This window comes from Cupriavidus sp. YAF13, from assembly GCF_052113425.1.
Lineage (GTDB): Bacteria > Pseudomonadota > Gammaproteobacteria > Burkholderiales > Burkholderiaceae > Cupriavidus.
Genome location: NZ_JBFRDD010000023.1, coordinates 1 through 16,037, shown reverse-complemented (window position 1 = coordinate 16,037; position 16,037 = coordinate 1). Strand labels below are relative to the sequence as shown.

At 65.9% G+C, this 16,037-nt stretch carries 14 protein-coding genes and 1 pseudogene; 7 read left to right on the top strand and 8 right to left on the bottom strand.

What is annotated here, in order from left to right:
- Nucleotides 1-10: 10 nt before the first annotated feature.
- Complete coding sequence (locus AB4061_RS19125; RefSeq protein WP_150985964.1) at nucleotides 11-1,054, bottom strand: type IV pilus twitching motility protein PilT; 1,044 nt, start codon at nucleotides 1,052-1,054, stop codon at nucleotides 11-13.
- 63 nt (nucleotides 1,055-1,117) lie between these two features.
- Between AB4061_RS19125 and AB4061_RS19120 the strand changes: the two genes are divergently transcribed.
- Nucleotides 1,118-1,846 carry a YggS family pyridoxal phosphate-dependent enzyme gene (locus AB4061_RS19120; RefSeq protein WP_441636505.1) on the top strand — a complete coding sequence of 243 codons (729 nt, stop codon included), beginning with the start codon at nucleotides 1,118-1,120 and terminating at the stop codon, nucleotides 1,844-1,846.
- 45 nt (nucleotides 1,847-1,891) lie between these two features.
- Nucleotides 1,892-2,716 (top strand): pyrroline-5-carboxylate reductase, encoded by an 825-nt coding sequence (proC, locus tag AB4061_RS19115; protein WP_441636503.1) that lies wholly within the window; start codon nucleotides 1,892-1,894, stop codon nucleotides 2,714-2,716.
- 65 nt (nucleotides 2,717-2,781) lie between these two features.
- Here the strand turns inward: proC and ubiA are convergent, their stop codons facing one another.
- From ubiA to recG, 6 genes are all read right to left on the bottom strand, one after another.
- A complete protein-coding gene (gene ubiA, locus AB4061_RS19110; protein ID WP_441636501.1) occupies nucleotides 2,782-3,639 on the bottom strand; it encodes a 4-hydroxybenzoate octaprenyltransferase in 858 nt (285 codons plus the stop codon).
- 130 nt (nucleotides 3,640-3,769) lie between these two features.
- Nucleotides 3,770-4,255 carry a Dps family protein gene (locus tag AB4061_RS19105; protein ID WP_416049654.1) on the bottom strand — a complete coding sequence of 162 codons (486 nt, stop codon included), beginning with the start codon at nucleotides 4,253-4,255 and terminating at the stop codon, nucleotides 3,770-3,772.
- Nucleotides 4,256-4,332: 77 nt separating this feature from the next.
- Complete coding sequence (locus AB4061_RS19100) at nucleotides 4,333-4,527, bottom strand: hypothetical protein (RefSeq protein WP_441636498.1); 195 nt, start codon at nucleotides 4,525-4,527, stop codon at nucleotides 4,333-4,335.
- 77 nt (nucleotides 4,528-4,604) lie between these two features.
- Nucleotides 4,605-6,050 (bottom strand): catalase, encoded by a 1,446-nt coding sequence (locus AB4061_RS19095; RefSeq protein WP_441636496.1) that lies wholly within the window; start codon nucleotides 6,048-6,050, stop codon nucleotides 4,605-4,607.
- A gap of 412 nt (nucleotides 6,051-6,462) precedes the next feature.
- Nucleotides 6,463-7,416 carry a LysR substrate-binding domain-containing protein gene (locus tag AB4061_RS19090; protein ID WP_043349480.1) on the bottom strand — a complete coding sequence of 318 codons (954 nt, stop codon included), beginning with the start codon at nucleotides 7,414-7,416 and terminating at the stop codon, nucleotides 6,463-6,465.
- A gap of 122 nt (nucleotides 7,417-7,538) precedes the next feature.
- The gene (gene recG / locus AB4061_RS19085; RefSeq protein ID WP_441636494.1) at nucleotides 7,539-9,740 is read right to left on the bottom strand and encodes an ATP-dependent DNA helicase RecG; all 2,202 of its coding nucleotides are present in this window, start codon (nucleotides 9,738-9,740) and stop codon (nucleotides 7,539-7,541) included.
- Between the two features lie 184 nt (nucleotides 9,741-9,924).
- Between recG and queA the strand changes: the two genes are divergently transcribed.
- From queA to secF, 5 genes are all read left to right on the top strand, one after another.
- Nucleotides 9,925-10,971, top strand: coding sequence for a tRNA preQ1(34) S-adenosylmethionine ribosyltransferase-isomerase QueA (gene queA, locus AB4061_RS19080; protein WP_441636654.1), 1,047 nt, complete (start codon nucleotides 9,925-9,927; stop codon nucleotides 10,969-10,971).
- 40 nt (nucleotides 10,972-11,011) lie between these two features.
- Nucleotides 11,012-12,163: a tRNA guanosine(34) transglycosylase Tgt gene (tgt, locus tag AB4061_RS19075; protein WP_441636492.1), complete on the top strand. Its 1,152-nt coding sequence runs from the start codon at nucleotides 11,012-11,014 to the stop codon at nucleotides 12,161-12,163.
- 173 nt (nucleotides 12,164-12,336) lie between these two features.
- Nucleotides 12,337-12,666, top strand: a complete 330-nt coding sequence (gene yajC, locus AB4061_RS19070) for a preprotein translocase subunit YajC (RefSeq protein ID WP_441636490.1) — start codon at nucleotides 12,337-12,339, stop codon at nucleotides 12,664-12,666.
- A 237-nt stretch (nucleotides 12,667-12,903) separates the two neighbouring features.
- The gene (secD, locus tag AB4061_RS19065) at nucleotides 12,904-14,775 is read left to right on the top strand and encodes a protein translocase subunit SecD (RefSeq protein WP_441636488.1); all 1,872 of its coding nucleotides are present in this window, start codon (nucleotides 12,904-12,906) and stop codon (nucleotides 14,773-14,775) included.
- A 91-nt stretch (nucleotides 14,776-14,866) separates the two neighbouring features.
- Nucleotides 14,867-15,838 (top strand): protein translocase subunit SecF, encoded by a 972-nt coding sequence (secF, locus tag AB4061_RS19060; protein WP_441636486.1) that lies wholly within the window; start codon nucleotides 14,867-14,869, stop codon nucleotides 15,836-15,838.
- A gap of 61 nt (nucleotides 15,839-15,899) precedes the next feature.
- On the opposite strand, the pseudogene AB4061_RS19055 reads toward secF, so the two are convergent.
- Nucleotides 15,900-16,037 (bottom strand): annotated as a pseudogene (locus tag AB4061_RS19055) (IS4 family transposase); the annotation flags it as partial.

The following is a 16,037-nucleotide window of genomic DNA, read 5'->3' as shown; positions in this document are numbered from 1 at the left end:
CGGACTCGCCTCAGCCCGTGAATGAGTCGGGGTTCTTGGCAATGGCGCGGGCATCGTTGTAGTTGATGATGCCGCGCTTGATCAGGTCCGACAGGCACTGGTCCAGCGTCTGCATGCCAAGGCCGCTGCTGGTCTGCATCATCGAGTACATCTGCGCGATCTTGTTCTCGCGGATCAGGTGGCGGATCGCCGGCGTGGCGATCATGATCTCGTGCGCCGCCGTACGGCCGTTGCCGTCGCGCGTCTTGAGCAGCGTTTGCGAAATCACCGCTTCCAGCGATTCCGACAACATGGTGCGCACCATGTCTTTTTCTTCGGGCGGGAACACGTCGACAACCCGGTCGATGGTCTTGGCCGCCGAGCTCGTGTGCAGCGTGGCGAACACCAGGTGGCCGGTTTCGGCTGCGGTCAGCGCCAGGCGGATGGTTTCCAGGTCGCGCAGTTCGCCCACCAGCACCACGTCGGGATCCTCGCGCAGCGCGGAGCGCAGCGCATTGGCGAAGGAATGCGTGTGCGGCCCCAGCTCGCGCTGGTTGATCAGGCTCTTCTTGGACGTGTGCACGAACTCGATCGGGTCCTCCACCGTGAGGATGTGGCCCATGTCGTGATCGTTGCGGTGGTCCACCATCGCCGCCAGCGTGGTGGACTTGCCCGAGCCGGTCGGGCCGGTCACCAGCACCAGGCCGCGCGGCTTCATGCACAGGTCCGCGAATACCGCCGGCGCGCGCAGGTCTTCCAGCGTCAGTACCTTGGAAGGAATGGTCCGGAACACGGCGGCGGCGCCACGCTGCGTGTTGTAGGCATTGACCCGGAAACGCGAGAGGCTGGCGATCTCGAAAGAAAAATCGATTTCCAGCCGTTCCTCATATTGCTTGCGCTGGGTGTCGCTCATGATGTCGTACACCATGGCGTGGACATCCTTGTGGCCCATCGCGGCCACATTGATGCGGCGCATATCGCCGTGGATACGCACCATCGGCGGCATGTCTGCCGAGAGATGGAGATCGGACGCCTTGTTCTTGACGGCGAAAGCTAATAGCTGCGCGATGTCCATCTATAATGACCCCACCCTTTTTGTCGTACTTATTGTTGTACTTCTTGATATGTTCGCCGGATTATGTCTGTAATCGCCGCCAACTTGCAAGCCGTCAACCGGCGCGTCGCGGCAGCCGCACAACAGGCCGGGCGGCCGGCCGGTGAAGTCACGCTTCTGGCGGTTTCGAAGACCTTCCCCGCCGCCGCGGTGCAGGCTGCGTTCGACGCCGGCCAGCGCGCCTTTGGCGAGAACTACGTACAGGAAGGCGTGGACAAGATTGCGCAGCTTGGCGATTTGCGCGACCAGATAAGCTGGCACTTCATCGGCCCCCTGCAAAGCAACAAGACGCGTGCCGTGGCCGAGCAGTTCGACTGGGTCCATGCCATCGACCGCCTGCGCATCGCCGAGCGGCTGTCGGCGCAGCGGCCCGCCGGCATGCCGCCGTTGCAGGTCTGCCTGCAGGTCAATATCAGCGGCGAAGCCAGCAAGAGCGGTGTCGCGCCGGACGAAGTGCCCGCGCTGGCACGCGCCGTGGCGGCGCTGCCCGGGCTGCGGCTGCGTGGCCTGATGGCCATTCCGGAACCGCAGAGCGAGTTGGCGGCCCAGCGCCGGCCATTTGCCGCGCTGCGCACCCTGGCCGACACCTTGCGCGCTGCCGGGCTGGATGTGGACACGCTCTCGATGGGCATGTCCGCCGACATGGAGGCCGCCATTGCCGAGGGTGCTACCGTGGTGCGCATCGGCACCGCCATTTTCGGCGCGCGCGACTATGCCACGGCCCCCGAGGCGACACAGGCCAGGCCGGCCTGAACGCCGGCCCCCTTCTTCCCAGACGATTTCCAGCAAGAGACCGATATGCTCAAGACTCTCACCTTTGGTTTCCTCGGCGGCGGCAATATGGCCACCGCCCTGATCGGCGGCCTGATCGCCCGGGGCGTGCCAGCCACCTCGATCCGCGTGGTCGATCCGTTCGATGAAGCGCAGGCGCGCCTGCGGCGCGACCTCGGGGTGCATGCGGCAGGCGCACCCGACGCCGCCTTTGGCAAGAGCGATGTGCTTGTGCTGGCGGTCAAGCCGCAGCAGTTCCGCGAAGCGGCGGCATCGCTGCTGCCGCACCTGGGCGACAGCCTGATCGTGAGCGTGGCCGCCGGCATCCGCCTGGCAGACATGCAGCGCTGGTTCGGCGGGCGCACCCGCCTGGTGCGCGCCATGCCCAATACTCCGGCGCTGGCCGGCATGGGCATGACCGGCCTGGCAGCCGTAGCCGGGCTGGCGCAGCAAGACCGCGACATCGCCAGCGCGCTGGCCGAAGCCGTGGGCAAGTGCGAGTGGGTGGAAGGCGACGCACAGATCGACGCAGTCACCGCCATCTCCGGCAGCGGCCCGGCCTACGTCTTCTACTTCATCGAAGCCATGGAGAAAGCGGCCGTGGAGCTCGGCCTGAGCGCCCCGCAAGGGCGCGCGCTGGCAGTGGAAACCTTCCGCGGCGCCGCGGCCCTGGCGGCACAGTCGGAAGAGCCGGTCAGCCTGCTGCGCGAGCGCGTGACCTCAAAGGGCGGCACCACCTACGCCGCGCTCACCGCCATGCAGGCCGCCGGCATCGGCGAAGCCTTCGTCAAGGCCATGCACGCCGCGGCAGAACGCGCGACGGAAATGGGCGCGGAGTTTGGCAAGGACTGAGTTGGGTACGTCCTTTCCCGCCGCGCGGGAAAGGACGCAAACCGTCAGGACGCTTGAGCGCAGCCTCAGCGCAACGCGTAGGCCGCCGCCACCCCGGCAAACACACAAGCGCCCAGCCAGTTGTTGTGCCGGAACACGGCAAAGCACTTCATACGATCCCGCTCGCGGAGCAACGTGTAGTGATACACCGCGCATCCCGCCGCCGCCGCCAGTCCGATCCAGTACGGCCAGCCCAGCCCGAACTGCGCACCGGCCCAGGCCATCAGCCCCAGGAACACCGCATAGCAGATCATGATGGCGGCGACATCAAAGCGCCCGAACGTGATGGCCGAAGTCTTCATGCCGAGCAGCAAGTCATCGTCGCGGTCCACCATGGCATAGGCGGTATCGTAGGCCACCGCCCAGAACACATTGGCCAGCAGCATCACCCACGCCACCACCGGCACATGGTCCTGCACCGCGGCAAACGTCATCGGGATGCCAAAGCCGAAAGCAATGCCAAGGTAGGCCTGCGGGATGGCAAAGAACCGCTTGAAGAACGGATAGGTGGCGGCAAGCACGGCCGCGACCACCGCCAGCCACTTGGTAAACCCATTGAGCGGCGTGATCAGCGCGAAGGCCGCCAGCGCCAGCACCACCGCCACCGCCACCGCCTCCCACGCGGCAATCTTGCCCGCGGTCAGCGGCCGCTCCTTGGTGCGCTTGACGTGTTTGTCGAAGTCGCGGTCGGCCCAGTCGTTCATGGCGCAGCCGGCAGAGCGCATCAGCAAGGTGCCGATGACGAAGATCCAGAACAGGCTCCACACCGGCCGGCCGCCCGAGGCCATCCACAGTGCCCACAGCGTGGGCCACAGCAGCAGCAGCGTGCCGATGGGCTTGTCGAGGCGCACCAGGCGCGCGTACAGGGCTAAGCGTTCAAACATGGCGAGGGGCCCGCGGCACGGGGCCGGGCAAGGCAATGGCATTCAACGAAAAACGCGCCGCGACCCGGTCAGGGCGCGGCGCGCATGGCCGGCAGCACACGAAGGCCGACGGTGGTGTCGATTCAGGGCATCAGGCCAGCATCGAGCGCAGCATCCACGCGGTTTTTTCGTGCGTCTGCATGCGCTGGGTCAGCAGGTCGGCGGAGGGTTCGTCACCTGCGGCGTCGATGGCCGGGAACAGCGAGCGCGCGGTGCGCACCACGGCTTCCTGGCCTTCGACCAGCTTGCGGATCATCTCGGTGGCTTCGGGCACGCCCTCTTCCTCCGGGATCGACGACAAGCGGGCGTATTCCTTGTAAGTGCCCGGCGCCGGGTAGCCCAGCGCACGGATACGCTCGGCGATCGAGTCCACGGCGAGCGCCAGCTCGGTGTATTGCGTCTCGAACATCAGGTGCAAGGTGTTGAACATCGGACCCGTGACGTTCCAGTGGAAGTTATGGGTCTTGAGATAGAGCGTGTAGGTATCCGCCAGCAACTTGGACAGGCCTTCCGCGATCTTCTTGCGTTCTTTGTCGGAAATGCCGATGTTCACGCTCATCTCATTCTTCTTTGCCATGATAGGTACGCTCCAGTCTGGGGTGGCTCTGACAACTGCCGCGCCACGGGTCGCGGCACAACCCGCACATTATGGCATCACCCGGTAAAGGCAGACAAACCCTTGGCCGCGTCCAGGAACATCGCGACCGCGCCCAGCGCGGTCGCCGCCAGCCCGATCTCCGTGCGCCACAGCTTGCGCTGCAGGCGCGCCGCGTCCGCGCGGCGGGGACGGTCGTGGGCGACGTGCTGCAATTGCTGAAACTCGCTGACGAACAGTCTGAACATGGCCATGATGGTTCTCCTTGCCGGGCTTTCAAGGTGGCCCCGGGCCGGGGCCACCCGCACTGCCCTATTTCATTGCTTGCGCATTACTTCAGGTTGAGCGCGCGCTTGACGCCCTCGCCATAAGCCGGATCGGCCTTGGTGAAGTGCTCCAGTTGCACCCGCACGATGTTTTCCGGCACGCCCTGCATGGCCGCCGCAATGTTCGCGTACAGACGCTGGCGCTGGGCCTCGTCGAACAGGCGGAACAGTGCGCCAGGCTGGCTGTAGTAATCGCTGTCGACACGGTGGTCGAAGCGGTCGGCCGCGCCATCCAGGGCCAGGGGCGGCTCGATGGCGCGCTCGCTGGCGGCGTAGGCGCCTTCGCGGTTCGGCTCGTAGTTGAGCTTGCCGCCCTGGTTGCCGTCCACGCGCATCGCGCCGTCGCGGTGGAAGGTATTGTGGAACGGGCACTTGGGCGCGTTCACCGGGATCTGGTTGTGGTTCACGCCCAAGCGATAGCGCTGCGTGTCGCCATATGAGAACAACCGGCCCTGCAGCATCTTGTCGGGCGAGAAGCCGATGCCCGGCACGATGTTGGACGGGTTCATCGCGACCTGCTCCACCTCGGCAAAGTAGTTGTCCGGGTTACGGTTGAGCTCCAGCACGCCCACGTCGACCAGCGGATAGTCCTTGTGCGGCCACACCTTGGTGAGGTCGAACGGGTTGATGTGGTACTTGGCCGCATCGGCTTCGGGCATGACCTGCACGCGCACGTTCCAGCGCGGGAAGTTGCCGCGCTCGATGTTCTCGAACAGGTCGCGCTGCGCGCTTTCGCGGTCGCCCGCCACCACCTTGGCCGCTTCCTCGTTGGTCCAGTTGGCGATGCCTTGCTGCGACTTGAAGTGGAACTTCACCCAGAACCGCTCGTTGGCCGCATTGATGAACGAGAAGGTATGCGAGCCGAAACCATGGATCTGGCGATAGTTCTGCGGCAGGCCACGGTCGCTCATCAGGATGGTGACCTGGTGCAGCGATTCCGGATGGCGCGACCAGAAATCCCACACGGCGATCGGATCGCGCAGGTTGGTGCGCGGATTGCGTTTCTGCGTGTGGATGAAATCCGGGAATTTCAGCGGGTCGCGCACGAAGAACACCGGCGTGTTGTTGCCCACCACGTCCCAGTTGCCTTCATCGGTATAGAACTTGACCGAGAAGCCGCGCACGTCGCGCTCTGCGTCGGCCGCGCCACGCTCGCCCGCCACCGTGGAGAAGCGCATGAACATCGGCGTCTCTTTGCCAACGCGGGCAAAGATCGAGGCCTTGGTGAAACGCGAGATGTCATGGGTGACCGTGAACTTGCCGTGAGCGCCCGAGCCCTTGGCGTGCACGCGCCGCTCGGGGATGACTTCACGGTCGAAGTGAGCGAGCTTCTCCAGGAACCACACGTCCTGCAGCAGCATCGGGCCGTGCGGGCCGGCAGTCTGCGAATTCTGGTTGTCGGCTACCGGCGCGCCTGCGGCGGTGGTGAGAGTGTCCTTGTCCTTGCTCATCTTGGCCTCATTTTTCTTGGGTTGGAACGGGGGAATCTGGCTGGGTCGGGATGCGGCAGAGCCGCTGGGAAATATCAGTACACCGTGGCGTAGCAGGCCAGGCAGTCGGCCATGCGGCCGGCCAGTGCGCTCAGGAGCTCGCCGGCGGCGGTCAAGCTGGGGGTTTCGCCTTTCATGTGCGACTCCTTGTCGGTTACAGCGCGCAATGCGTCGATGCAGGAAGTCTACGGGATGGCTATTGAATCTCAAATTCAATTATTTCTAACTATGAAATAGAGCAGGCCTATGCCATGCCTGCGCGCCAGCATGGCGTAGGGCAAAGACACAGTGAAGTCAGAAAAATCGAGGGGGGAGAAAAAACAAGGCGGGGAAAGTGTGCCGCCGGCGTTGAGCGCCGGCAGGCAGGGCGCGCTCAGGCGGCTTCAGCCAGTTCCTTGGCGGCCAGCATGCTGACGCCGGGCAAGTCGCAGGCAGCCACCGCGCGGCGCAACGCTTCCATGGCCGGCAGGCGGGTGAAGCTCTTGCGCCAGGCCAGCACCACGCGCCGGTCGGGCACGGGATCGGTGAAAGGCACGTAGGCCAGCAGGTCGTTCTTGTTGGGCTTCAGGTCCGGCACTGAAGTCCGCGGCAACACCGTGATGCCCACGCCACTTGCCACCATATGGCGGATGGTTTCCAGCGAGGAGCCTTCGAAGGTCTTCTGGATGCCGTCGGCCGCCTGCGAGAAGCGCGACAGCTCCGGGCACACGCCCAGCACCTGGTCGCGGAAGCAATGCCCGCTGCCCAGCAGCAGCATGGTCTGCTGCTTGAGTTCATCGGGATCCACCTTCCCGGCATGCTCCAGATGGTGGCCGCGCGGCACCGCCACCACGAAGGGCTCGTCATACAGCGGCTGCACGGTCAGCCCGGAATCGGCAAAGGGCTCGGCCATGATGGCGCAATCGATCTCGCCTTGCTTGAGCAGCTCGATCAGCTTGACCGTGTAGTTCTCCTGCAGCATCAGCGGCATCTGCGGCACGGTCTGGATCATTTCCTTGACCAGCGTGGGCAGCAGATAGGGCCCGATGGTGTAGATCACGCCAAGCCGCAACGGCCCGGCCAGCGGGTCCTTGCCTTGCTTGGCGATCTCGCGGATGGCCATGGTCTGCTCCAGCACGCGCTGGGCCTGCGCCACGATCTGCTCGCCGATCGGCGTCACCGAGACCTCGGAGGTGCCGCGCTCGAAGATCTGCACATTGAGTTCGTCTTCCAGCTTCTTGATCGCCACCGACAGCGTCGGCTGCGACACGAAGCAGGCTTCGGCCGCCCGGCCGAAATGGCGCTCGCGCGCTACGGCGACGATGTACTTGAGTTCGGTGAGCGTCATGACTTATCAATTTTCGTTAAGCGATAGATTTTACCTTCGATTCGATGTTCTGTCAGAGATGACAAGCAAAGCGGCGCAGGCGATACCTGGCCGCCTGGGCCGAGTGAGTCCCCGCCATCACATCAGGCCTTCAGGTAATGCTCCCTGCCACCCAGCCAGCGCAGCAGGTGCGCCTCTACCGCCTCCGGGAAACGCGCCAGCATCAGCTCGGCGGCCTCCTGGGCATAATCGACCAGCCAGGCGTCGGTGTTCAGGTCGGCGAAACGCAGCATGGCCTCGCCGGACTGGCGCGCGCCGAGGAATTCGCCGGGACCGCGTATCTGCAGGTCGCGCCGGGCGATCTCGAAGCCGTCGGTGGTCTCGCGCATGGTCGCCAGGCGCTCGCGCCCGGTGGGCGACAGCGGTGCCTGGTACATCAGCAGGCAGACCGATTCCGCACTGCCCCGCCCTACCCGGCCGCGCAACTGGTGCAACTGCGCCAGGCCAAAACGCTCGGCATGCTCGATCACCATCAGCGAGGCGTTGGGCACATCCACTCCCACCTCGATCACGGTGGTGGCTACCAGCACCTGCAGCCGGTTGGCCGTGAAGTCTTCCATCACCGCGGCCTTCTCCGCCGGCGGCAGGCGCCCGTGCACCAGTCCCACCTTGAGCTCGGGCAAGGCGGCGACCAGGGTTTCATAGGTTTCCACCGCGGTCTGCAGTTGCAGCGCCTCGCTCTCTTCGATCAGCGGGCAGACCCAGTAGACCTGCCGGCCATCGGCGGCGGCGTGGTGCACGCGCTCGATGACCTCGTCGCGGCGCGCGTCGTTGACCAGCCGGGTCACCACCGGAGTGCGCCCGGGCGGCAATTCGTCGATCACCGAGACGTCGAGGTCGGCGTAGTAGGTCATGGCCAGCGTGCGCGGGATCGGCGTGGCCGACATCATCAACTGGTGCGGCACGGTTTGCGCAACCTTGCCAGCCTTACCCGGCGCGGCGGCGGCATCGGGGTCCGCCTTGCCGCGCAGCGCCAGCCGCTGGGCCACGCCGAAGCGATGCTGCTCATCGACCACGGACAAGCCCAGGCGGGCAAACTTGACGCTGTCCTGGATCAGCGCGTGGGTGCCGATGGCCAGCTTGGCCTCGCCGGACTCGACCTTGGCCGCGGCCTCGCGCTTGGCGCGCGTCTTCAGGCTGCCGGCCAGCCACACCACCGGCACGCCCAGCGGCTCCAGCCAGGCGGAGAGCTTGCGGTAATGCTGCTCGGCCAGGATTTCGGTGGGTGCCATCAGCGCGGCCTGGTAGCCGGCATCGATGGCCTGGCAAGCGGCCAGCGCCGCCACGATGGTCTTGCCGCTGCCGACGTCGCCCTGCAGCAGGCGGTGCATCGGGTGGGGCGCGCCCATGTCCCCGGCAATCTCTTCCACCACGCGCTGCTGCGCGCCGGTCAGCTTGAACGGCAGCGCGGCCAGGAAGGCGGTCAGCAGGCCGCCCGCGCGGCGCGGCATGGGCGGCGCGCTCTTGTCGCGCCGCGCCGCCTGGGAGCGCTTGAGGGAGAGCTGCTGCGCCAGCAGCTCATCGAGCTTGATACGTTGCCAGGCCGGGTGCGAGCGCTCGATCAGCGCGTGCTCGTCCACATCCTGGGGCGGTGTGTGCAGCAGGCGCAGGCACTCGGGCAAGGCTTGCAGCTTGAGCTGGGCTAGCGGGCCTTGCAGCACGGGCGCCGGCAGGGTCTCGGGCAGCGGCGTGCGTGACAGCGCGCCGCCGATGGCCTTGCGCAGGTAGCTCTGCGGGATGCCGGCGGTGCTCGGGTAGACCGGGGTCAGCCGCTCGGGCAGCGCCTCGCCGGGCGTCACCGAGCGCACCGTGGGATGGACCATCTCCGCGCCAAAGAAGCCGCCGCGCAGCTCGCCGCGCACCCGCAGGCAGGCCCCTTCGGCCATCAGCTGGGTCTGGCTGCCGTAGAAATTAATGAAACGCAGCGTCAGCTCGCCGGTATCGTCGGCGATCTTGACCACCATCTGGCGGCGCGGGCGCAGGCTGACCTCGTTGGAGGTGACCACGCCCTCGACCTGCACCGTCAGCCCCATGCCCGCGCGCCCGATGGCATCGGCGATCGGCAGCAGCGTGGTCTCGTCCTCGTAGCGCATCGGCAAGTGCAGCACCAGGTCGACATCGCGCTTGAGCCCGAGCTTATGCAGCCGGGCCATGGCCGAGGACGGTTTGCCGGCGGCAGCGCCCTTGGCCGCCGCCTTGCCCGCGCGGCCCGGCTTGTCCCCGGCGCGCGCCGCGGGCGGGCTGTCGTTGGTTTCCGGGGTTCGGTCGGGAGCGGTTCCTGGCATCTGGGGCGTGGCTGGCGATTCGGGTCGGCGCGCGCGCCTGGTGGCACGCGCTGGTTGGCGCAAATAGGCGATATCGCGCGCGCCCGGGCGGCGCAGCCGCCCCAAGCCTTACAATATCGGATTCGCCGATTGTACCTATGCCGGCCGCGCCACCGCGCGGTCTGCGGCCGTTTTTGCCCCCATGATGCTGACGCTGTCCGATTTTGACTTTGCCCTCCCGCCCGAACTGATCGCCCAGACCGCCTTGCCGGAGCGCGGCGCGAGCCGTCTGCTGGTGGTGGAAACGGACGCGGGGGAAGGCACCACCCGCCTCACAGACCGCGCATTTACCGACATCGTCGACTACCTGCGTCCCAACGATTTACTGGTGTTCAATGACACCCGCGTCATCAAGGCGCGCTTCTTCGGACAAAAGGGCAGCGGCGGCAAGGTCGAGGTGCTGGTCGAGCGGGTGCTGGACAGCCACACCGTGCTGGCCCAGGTGCGCGCGTCCAAGACGCCGCCCGCGGGCAGCCTGCTGCGCCTGGCGGATGCCTTCGACGTCACTGTGGGCCCGCGCGTGGACCAGTTCTTCACGCTCACCTTCCCCGAGCCGGCACTGGACCTGATCGAGCGCCACGGCCGCCTGCCGCTGCCGCCGTACATCACCCACGATCCGGACGCCTTCGACGAAACCCGCTACCAGACGGTCTACGCCCGCGCCCCCGGCGCGGTGGCCGCGCCCACCGCCGGCCTGCATTTCGACGAGGCCCTGTTCGCCCGGCTTGACGCGCTGGGCGTGCGCCGAGGCTTCCTGACCCTGCACGTGGGCGCCGGCACCTTCCAGCCGGTGCGCACCGAGAACCTGGCCGAGCACAAGATGCACGCCGAGTGGTACGAGGTGTCGGATGCGCTGGCCCAGGCCGTGCTCGACACGCGCACTGCCGGAGGCCGGGTGATCGCGGTCGGCACCACGTCCCTGCGCGCGCTGGAGTCCGCCGGCGCCACCGATGGCACGCTGGCTGCCGGCCGCGGCGACACCGAGATCTTCATCACGCCCGGCTACCGCTTCCGCGTGGTCGATGCGCTGATCACCAATTTCCACCTGCCCAAATCGACCTTGCTGATGCTGGTGTCGGCGCTGGCCGGGGTGGAGCCCATCCGCGCCGCCTACCGCCATGCGGTGGCCGAGCGCTACCGTTTCTTCAGCTACGGCGACGCCATGCTGCTGACGCGCCAGCCCCAGCCCTGAGCGCGCCGCGCCAGCCCGAACCTGAATCCCGAATCCCGCCATGCTCAACTTCGAACTGCTCACCACCGACGGCAACGCCCGCCGCGGCCGCGTCACCCTCAACCACGGCGTGGTCGAGACCCCGATCTTCATGCCGGTCGGCACCTACGGCTCGGTCAAGGCGATGTCGCCACTCGAGCTCGGTGAAATCAACGCCCAGATCATCCTCGGCAATACCTTCCACCTGTGGCTGCGCCCCGGGCTGGACGTGGTGGAAAAGCACGGTGGCCTGCACCGCTTCATGGGCTGGGACAAGCCGATCCTGACCGACTCAGGCGGTTTCCAGGTGTTTTCGCTGGGCGCGCTGCGCAAGATCACCGAGGATGGCGTGACCTTTGCCTCGCCGGTCAACGGCGACAAGCTGTTCCTGTCGCCCGAGATCTCGATGCAGATCCAGCGCACGCTGAACTCCGACATCGTGATGCAGTTCGACGAGTGCACGCCGTACGAAATCGATGGCCGCCCCGCCACCCACGCGGAAGCGGCCGCTTCCATGCGCATGAGCCTGCGCTGGGCCAAGCGCTCGATCGACGAGTTCAACAGCCTGGGCAACCCCAACGCGCTGTTCGGCATCGTCCAGGGCGGCATGTTCGAGGACCTGCGCGACGAGTCGCTGGCCGGCCTGTCGGAGCTGGACTTCCACGGCTACGCCATCGGCGGCCTGTCGGTCGGCGAGCCCAAGGAGGACATGATGCGCGTGCTGGAGCACGTGGGCCCGCGCCTGCCCGCGCACAAGCCGCACTACCTGATGGGCGTGGGCACACCCGAAGACCTGGTGGCCGGCGTGGCGTCGGGCGTGGACATGTTCGACTGCGTGATGCCGACCCGCAATGCCCGCAACGGCTGGCTGTTCACGCGCTTTGGCGACGTCAAGATCAAGAATGCCGTCCACCGCAACGACACCCGCCCGCTGGACGAGTCCTGCGGCTGCTATACCTGCCGCAACTTCTCGCGCTCCTACCTGCACCACCTGCACCGGGTTGGCGAGATTCTGGGCGCGCGCCTTAACACCATCCATAACCTGCATTACTACCTGGAACTGATGAGCGAGATGCGCGAAGCCATCGAGGAACACCGCTTCGAGGCCTTCCGCCTTCGGTTCGCCGCCGATCGCGCGCGCGGGGCGCAGTCGGCCACACCCGCCCCGGCGTGAACTTTCCGCACGGCCCCGGTCGAATAGCGGTGCCTGCAGCTGCCAAGCGGCTCGCAAGGCGCCCCGAACAAACCCGTACTACACCGTAAATGCCCGGATCGGGCATGGAATGCGGTTGCAAGCGGGTGGTAGAATGATCGACTAACTGATTGACTTTGTGACGGAGAAGCAACGTGCTGATTTCTAACGCATTTGCCCAGACTGCCGGTGCCACCGGCGGCGCGGCGGGTGGCCTGATGAGTTTCCTGCCTATTATCCTGATGTTCGCGGTGCTGTGGTTCATCATGATCCGCCCGCAGATGAAGCGCCAGAAGGAATCGAAGGCAATGCTGGAAGCCCTGGCCAAGAACGACGAAGTCGTGACCGCCGGCGGTATTCTCGGCCGTGTCACCAAGGTCAACGAACAATACGTGACCATCGAAATCGCCGCGGGCACTGAAATCACGGTGCAAAAGAGCGCGGTTACCACGGTGCTGCCCAAGGGCTCGCTGAAGTCGCTCTGAGCACCGCGGCCGCGGGCGTGGCGTTGCTTGACTCAGGCGCCGCCCAGCCTCTCCCGCACCGCCTGCCTGCTTTTTCGCCCTTCCCGGCACGCCTTTAGCGCGCGTGCCCCTGCAGCCGCCTGATCCAGCACGGGTTATCCGTGGATGCCAGGCGGCTGTTTGCCAACCGGTGCGGTGGTGCCAACTGCCCGCTGACGGTCTCGTCGGCGCCACCAACCGAAGAACGACTGGCCAAAGATGAATCGTTATCCGCTTTGGAAATACCTCGTGATCCTGGTGGCTCTGGCCATCGGCATCACCTATACGCTGCCGAACTTCTTCGGCGAGGCGCCTGCCGTGCAGGTCTCCTCCGCCAAGGCCACGGTCAAGGTCGACCTGGCCATGCAAAAGCAGATCGAGCAGGTGCTGGCGCAGAACAACCTGCAGCCCGACGGCATGTTCTTCGACCTGAACGGCCAGTCCGGCTCGGTCAAGGCGCGCTTCAAGACGCCCGACGAGCAGCTCAAGGCCAAGGACGTGCTGACCCGCGCGCTCAACCCCGACCCCAATGACGCCACCTACGTGGTCGCGCTGAACCTGCTGTCGGGCTCGCCGCGCTGGCTCACCGCCATGCACGCGCTGCCGATGTACCTGGGGCTGGACTTGCGCGGTGGCGTGCACTTCCTGCTGCAGGTGGACATGAAGGGCGCGGTCGACAAGAAGCTCGACAGCCTGGCCGGCGACGCCCGCACCCTGCTGCGCGACAAGGGCATCCGCCATGGCGGCATCGACCGCGACGGCGACCGCCTGACGGTGCGCTTCAACAATGCCGACGACGCCAGCAAGGCGCGCGGCATCCTGGCCGACAACCTGCGCGAGCTGGCGTTCACCCCGGATGGCAACAACATCTCCGGCGTGTTCACCGATGCGGCCCGCAAGGCGGTGCAGGATGCGGCGGTCAAGCAGAACATCACCACCCTGCACAACCGGGTCAACGAGCTCGGCGTGGCCGAGCCGGTGATCCAGCAACAAGGCGCCGACCGCATCGTGGTGCAGTTGCCTGGCGTGCAGGACACCGCAAAGGCCAAGGACATCATCGGCCGCACCGCCACGCTGGAAGCCCGCCTGGCCGACCCCGACGCGCCGCGCAATCCGCGCCCGGGCGACCCGATCCCCTTCGGCAGCGAGCTGTTCACGCAAGGCAACGGCGCCCCGGTGGTGCTCAAGAAGCAGGTGATCTTCACCGGCGACCGCATCGAAAGCGCTTCGGCAGGCTTCGACCAGAACCAGCGCGCCTCGGTCAACATCAAGCTCGACGCCCAGGGTGGCCGCGTGCTGCGCGACGTCTCGCGCGAGAACATCGGCAAGCCGATGGGCATCGTGCTGTTCGAGAAGGGCAAGGGCGAAGTGCTGACGGTGGCAACGATCCAGTCCGAACTGGGCTCCAGCTTCCAGATCACCGGTTCGTACTCCACCGAAGCCGCCAACGACCTGGCCCTGCTGCTGCGCGCCGGCTCGCTGGCCGCGCCGATGGAAATCATCGAAGAACGCACCATCGGCCCGTCGCTGGGCGCGGACAACATCAAGAAGGGCTTTGACTCGGTGGCATACGGCTTTGGCGCCATCGCCGTCTTCATGATGCTGTACTACATGCTGTTCGGCGTGTTCTCGGTGGCTGCGCTGGCCATCAACCTGCTGCTGCTGGTGGCGGTGCTCTCGATGCTGCAGGCTACGCTGACGCTGCCCGGCATCGCCGCTATCGCGCTGGTGCTCGGCATGGCCATTGACGCCAACGTGCTGATCAACGAGCGGATCCGCGAGGAACTGCGCGCGGGCGCTTCGCCGCAGATGGCGATCGCCGTCGGCTTCGACCGCGCCTGGGCCACCATCCTGGACTCCAACGTGACCACCCTGATCGCGGGCCTGGCGCTGCTGGCCTTCGGCTCCGGCCCGGTGCGCGGCTTTGCCGTGGTGCACTGCCTGGGCATCATGACCTCGATGTTCTCGGCGGTGTTCTTCAACCGCGGCCTGGTGAACCTCTGGTACGGCCGCAAGAAGAAGCTGCAAAGCGTGGCGATCGGCCAGATCTGGAAGCCGGGCTCGGACAGCCAGGGCACCGTCGCCAAGTAAGCATCATGGATGTCCGCGCGCACAGAACGCGCATGGACATCCAACCAGCATAGAACGGCAGCAGGCGCTGCCGTACAAAACAGGATTCAACATGGAATTCTTCCGCATCCGGCGCGATATTCCGTTCATGAAGCACGCGTTGATCTTCAACGTGATTTCCTTCCTGACGTTTGCCGCCGCCGTATTCTTCCTGGCACACAAGGGCCTGCACCTGTCGATCGAGTTCACCGGCGGCACGGTGATGGAGGTCAACTACCAGCAGACGGCCGACCTGGAGCGCATCCGCGGCCAGGTTAGCAAGCTTGGCTACACCGACGTGCAGGTGCAGAACTTCGGCACCTCGCGCGACGTGATGATCCGCCTGCCCCTGCAAAAGGGCCCGGACGGCAAGCCCGCCACCTCGGCCCAGCAGAGCGAGCAGGTCATGACGGCGCTGCAGACAGCCGCGCCTGACGTCAAGCTCCAGCGTGTCGAGTTCGTCGGCCCGCAGGTGGGCAAGGAACTGGCCACCGACGGGCTGCTGGCGCTGCTGTGCGTGGTGGCCGGCATCGTGATCTACCTGTCGTTCCGCTTCGAGTGGAAGTTCGCAGTGGCCGGCATCATCGCCAACCTGCACGACGTGGTGATCATCCTGGGCTTCTTCGCCTTCTTCCAGTGGGAATTCTCGCTGTCGGTGCTGGCGGCGATCCTGGCGGTGCTGGGTTACTCGGTGAATGAATCGGTGGTGATTTTCGACCGGATTCGCGAGAACTTCCGCAAGTACCGCAAGATGACCACGCACGAGATCATCGACAACGCGATCACCAGCACCATCTCGCGGACCATCATCACCCACGGCTCGACCGAAATGATGGTGCTGTCGATGTTCTTCTTCGGCGGCCCCACCCTGCACTACTTCGCGCTGGCGCTGACCGTCGGCATCTTGTTCGGCATCTACTCCTCGGTGTTCGTCGCCGCGGCGCTGGCCATGTGGCTGGGCGTCAAGCGCGAGGACCTGGTCAAGGGCGAGAAAAAGCCGGGCGACATCGACCGCGACGACCCGAACTTCGGCGCGCAGGCCTGACGGGCCAGCCGCGGATAGATTTAAAGGCAGCAAAAAAGGGCACCTTCGGGTGTAATGCCGTTCAGTTAAGGTCCCTATTGAGGAAGCGAACGGCATAGCGTGAAGGGCGGGACTTGACGACCCGGTCGCATGAGCGACCGGGTCGTTTCACATTGGGCAGCGACTTTAGGCGCTCGCGTAGGCGCTGCAGGCAGGCGGG

Coding starts and splice junctions, on each gene's coding strand:
- secD (WP_441636488.1), top strand. CDS start 12,904: ATGAATCGTTATCCGCTTTGGAAATACCTCGTGATCCTGGTGGCTCTG.
- AB4061_RS19105 (WP_416049654.1), bottom strand. CDS start 4,255: ATGGCAAAGAAGAATGAGATGAGCGTGAACATCGGCATTTCCGACAAA.
- queA (WP_441636654.1), top strand. CDS start 9,925: ATGCTGACGCTGTCCGATTTTGACTTTGCCCTCCCGCCCGAACTGATC.
- AB4061_RS19120 (WP_441636505.1), top strand. CDS start 1,118: ATGTCTGTAATCGCCGCCAACTTGCAAGCCGTCAACCGGCGCGTCGCG.
- AB4061_RS19125 (WP_150985964.1), bottom strand. CDS start 1,054: ATGGACATCGCGCAGCTATTAGCTTTCGCCGTCAAGAACAAGGCGTCC.
- AB4061_RS19095 (WP_441636496.1), bottom strand. CDS start 6,050: ATGAGCAAGGACAAGGACACTCTCACCACCGCCGCAGGCGCGCCGGTA.
- recG (WP_441636494.1), bottom strand. CDS start 9,740: ATGCCAGGAACCGCTCCCGACCGAACCCCGGAAACCAACGACAGCCCG.
- AB4061_RS19100 (WP_441636498.1), bottom strand. CDS start 4,527: ATGGCCATGTTCAGACTGTTCGTCAGCGAGTTTCAGCAATTGCAGCAC.
- secF (WP_441636486.1), top strand. CDS start 14,867: ATGGAATTCTTCCGCATCCGGCGCGATATTCCGTTCATGAAGCACGCG.
- tgt (WP_441636492.1), top strand. CDS start 11,012: ATGCTCAACTTCGAACTGCTCACCACCGACGGCAACGCCCGCCGCGGC.
- proC (WP_441636503.1), top strand. CDS start 1,892: ATGCTCAAGACTCTCACCTTTGGTTTCCTCGGCGGCGGCAATATGGCC.
- AB4061_RS19090 (WP_043349480.1), bottom strand. CDS start 7,416: ATGACGCTCACCGAACTCAAGTACATCGTCGCCGTAGCGCGCGAGCGC.
- ubiA (WP_441636501.1), bottom strand. CDS start 3,639: ATGTTTGAACGCTTAGCCCTGTACGCGCGCCTGGTGCGCCTCGACAAG.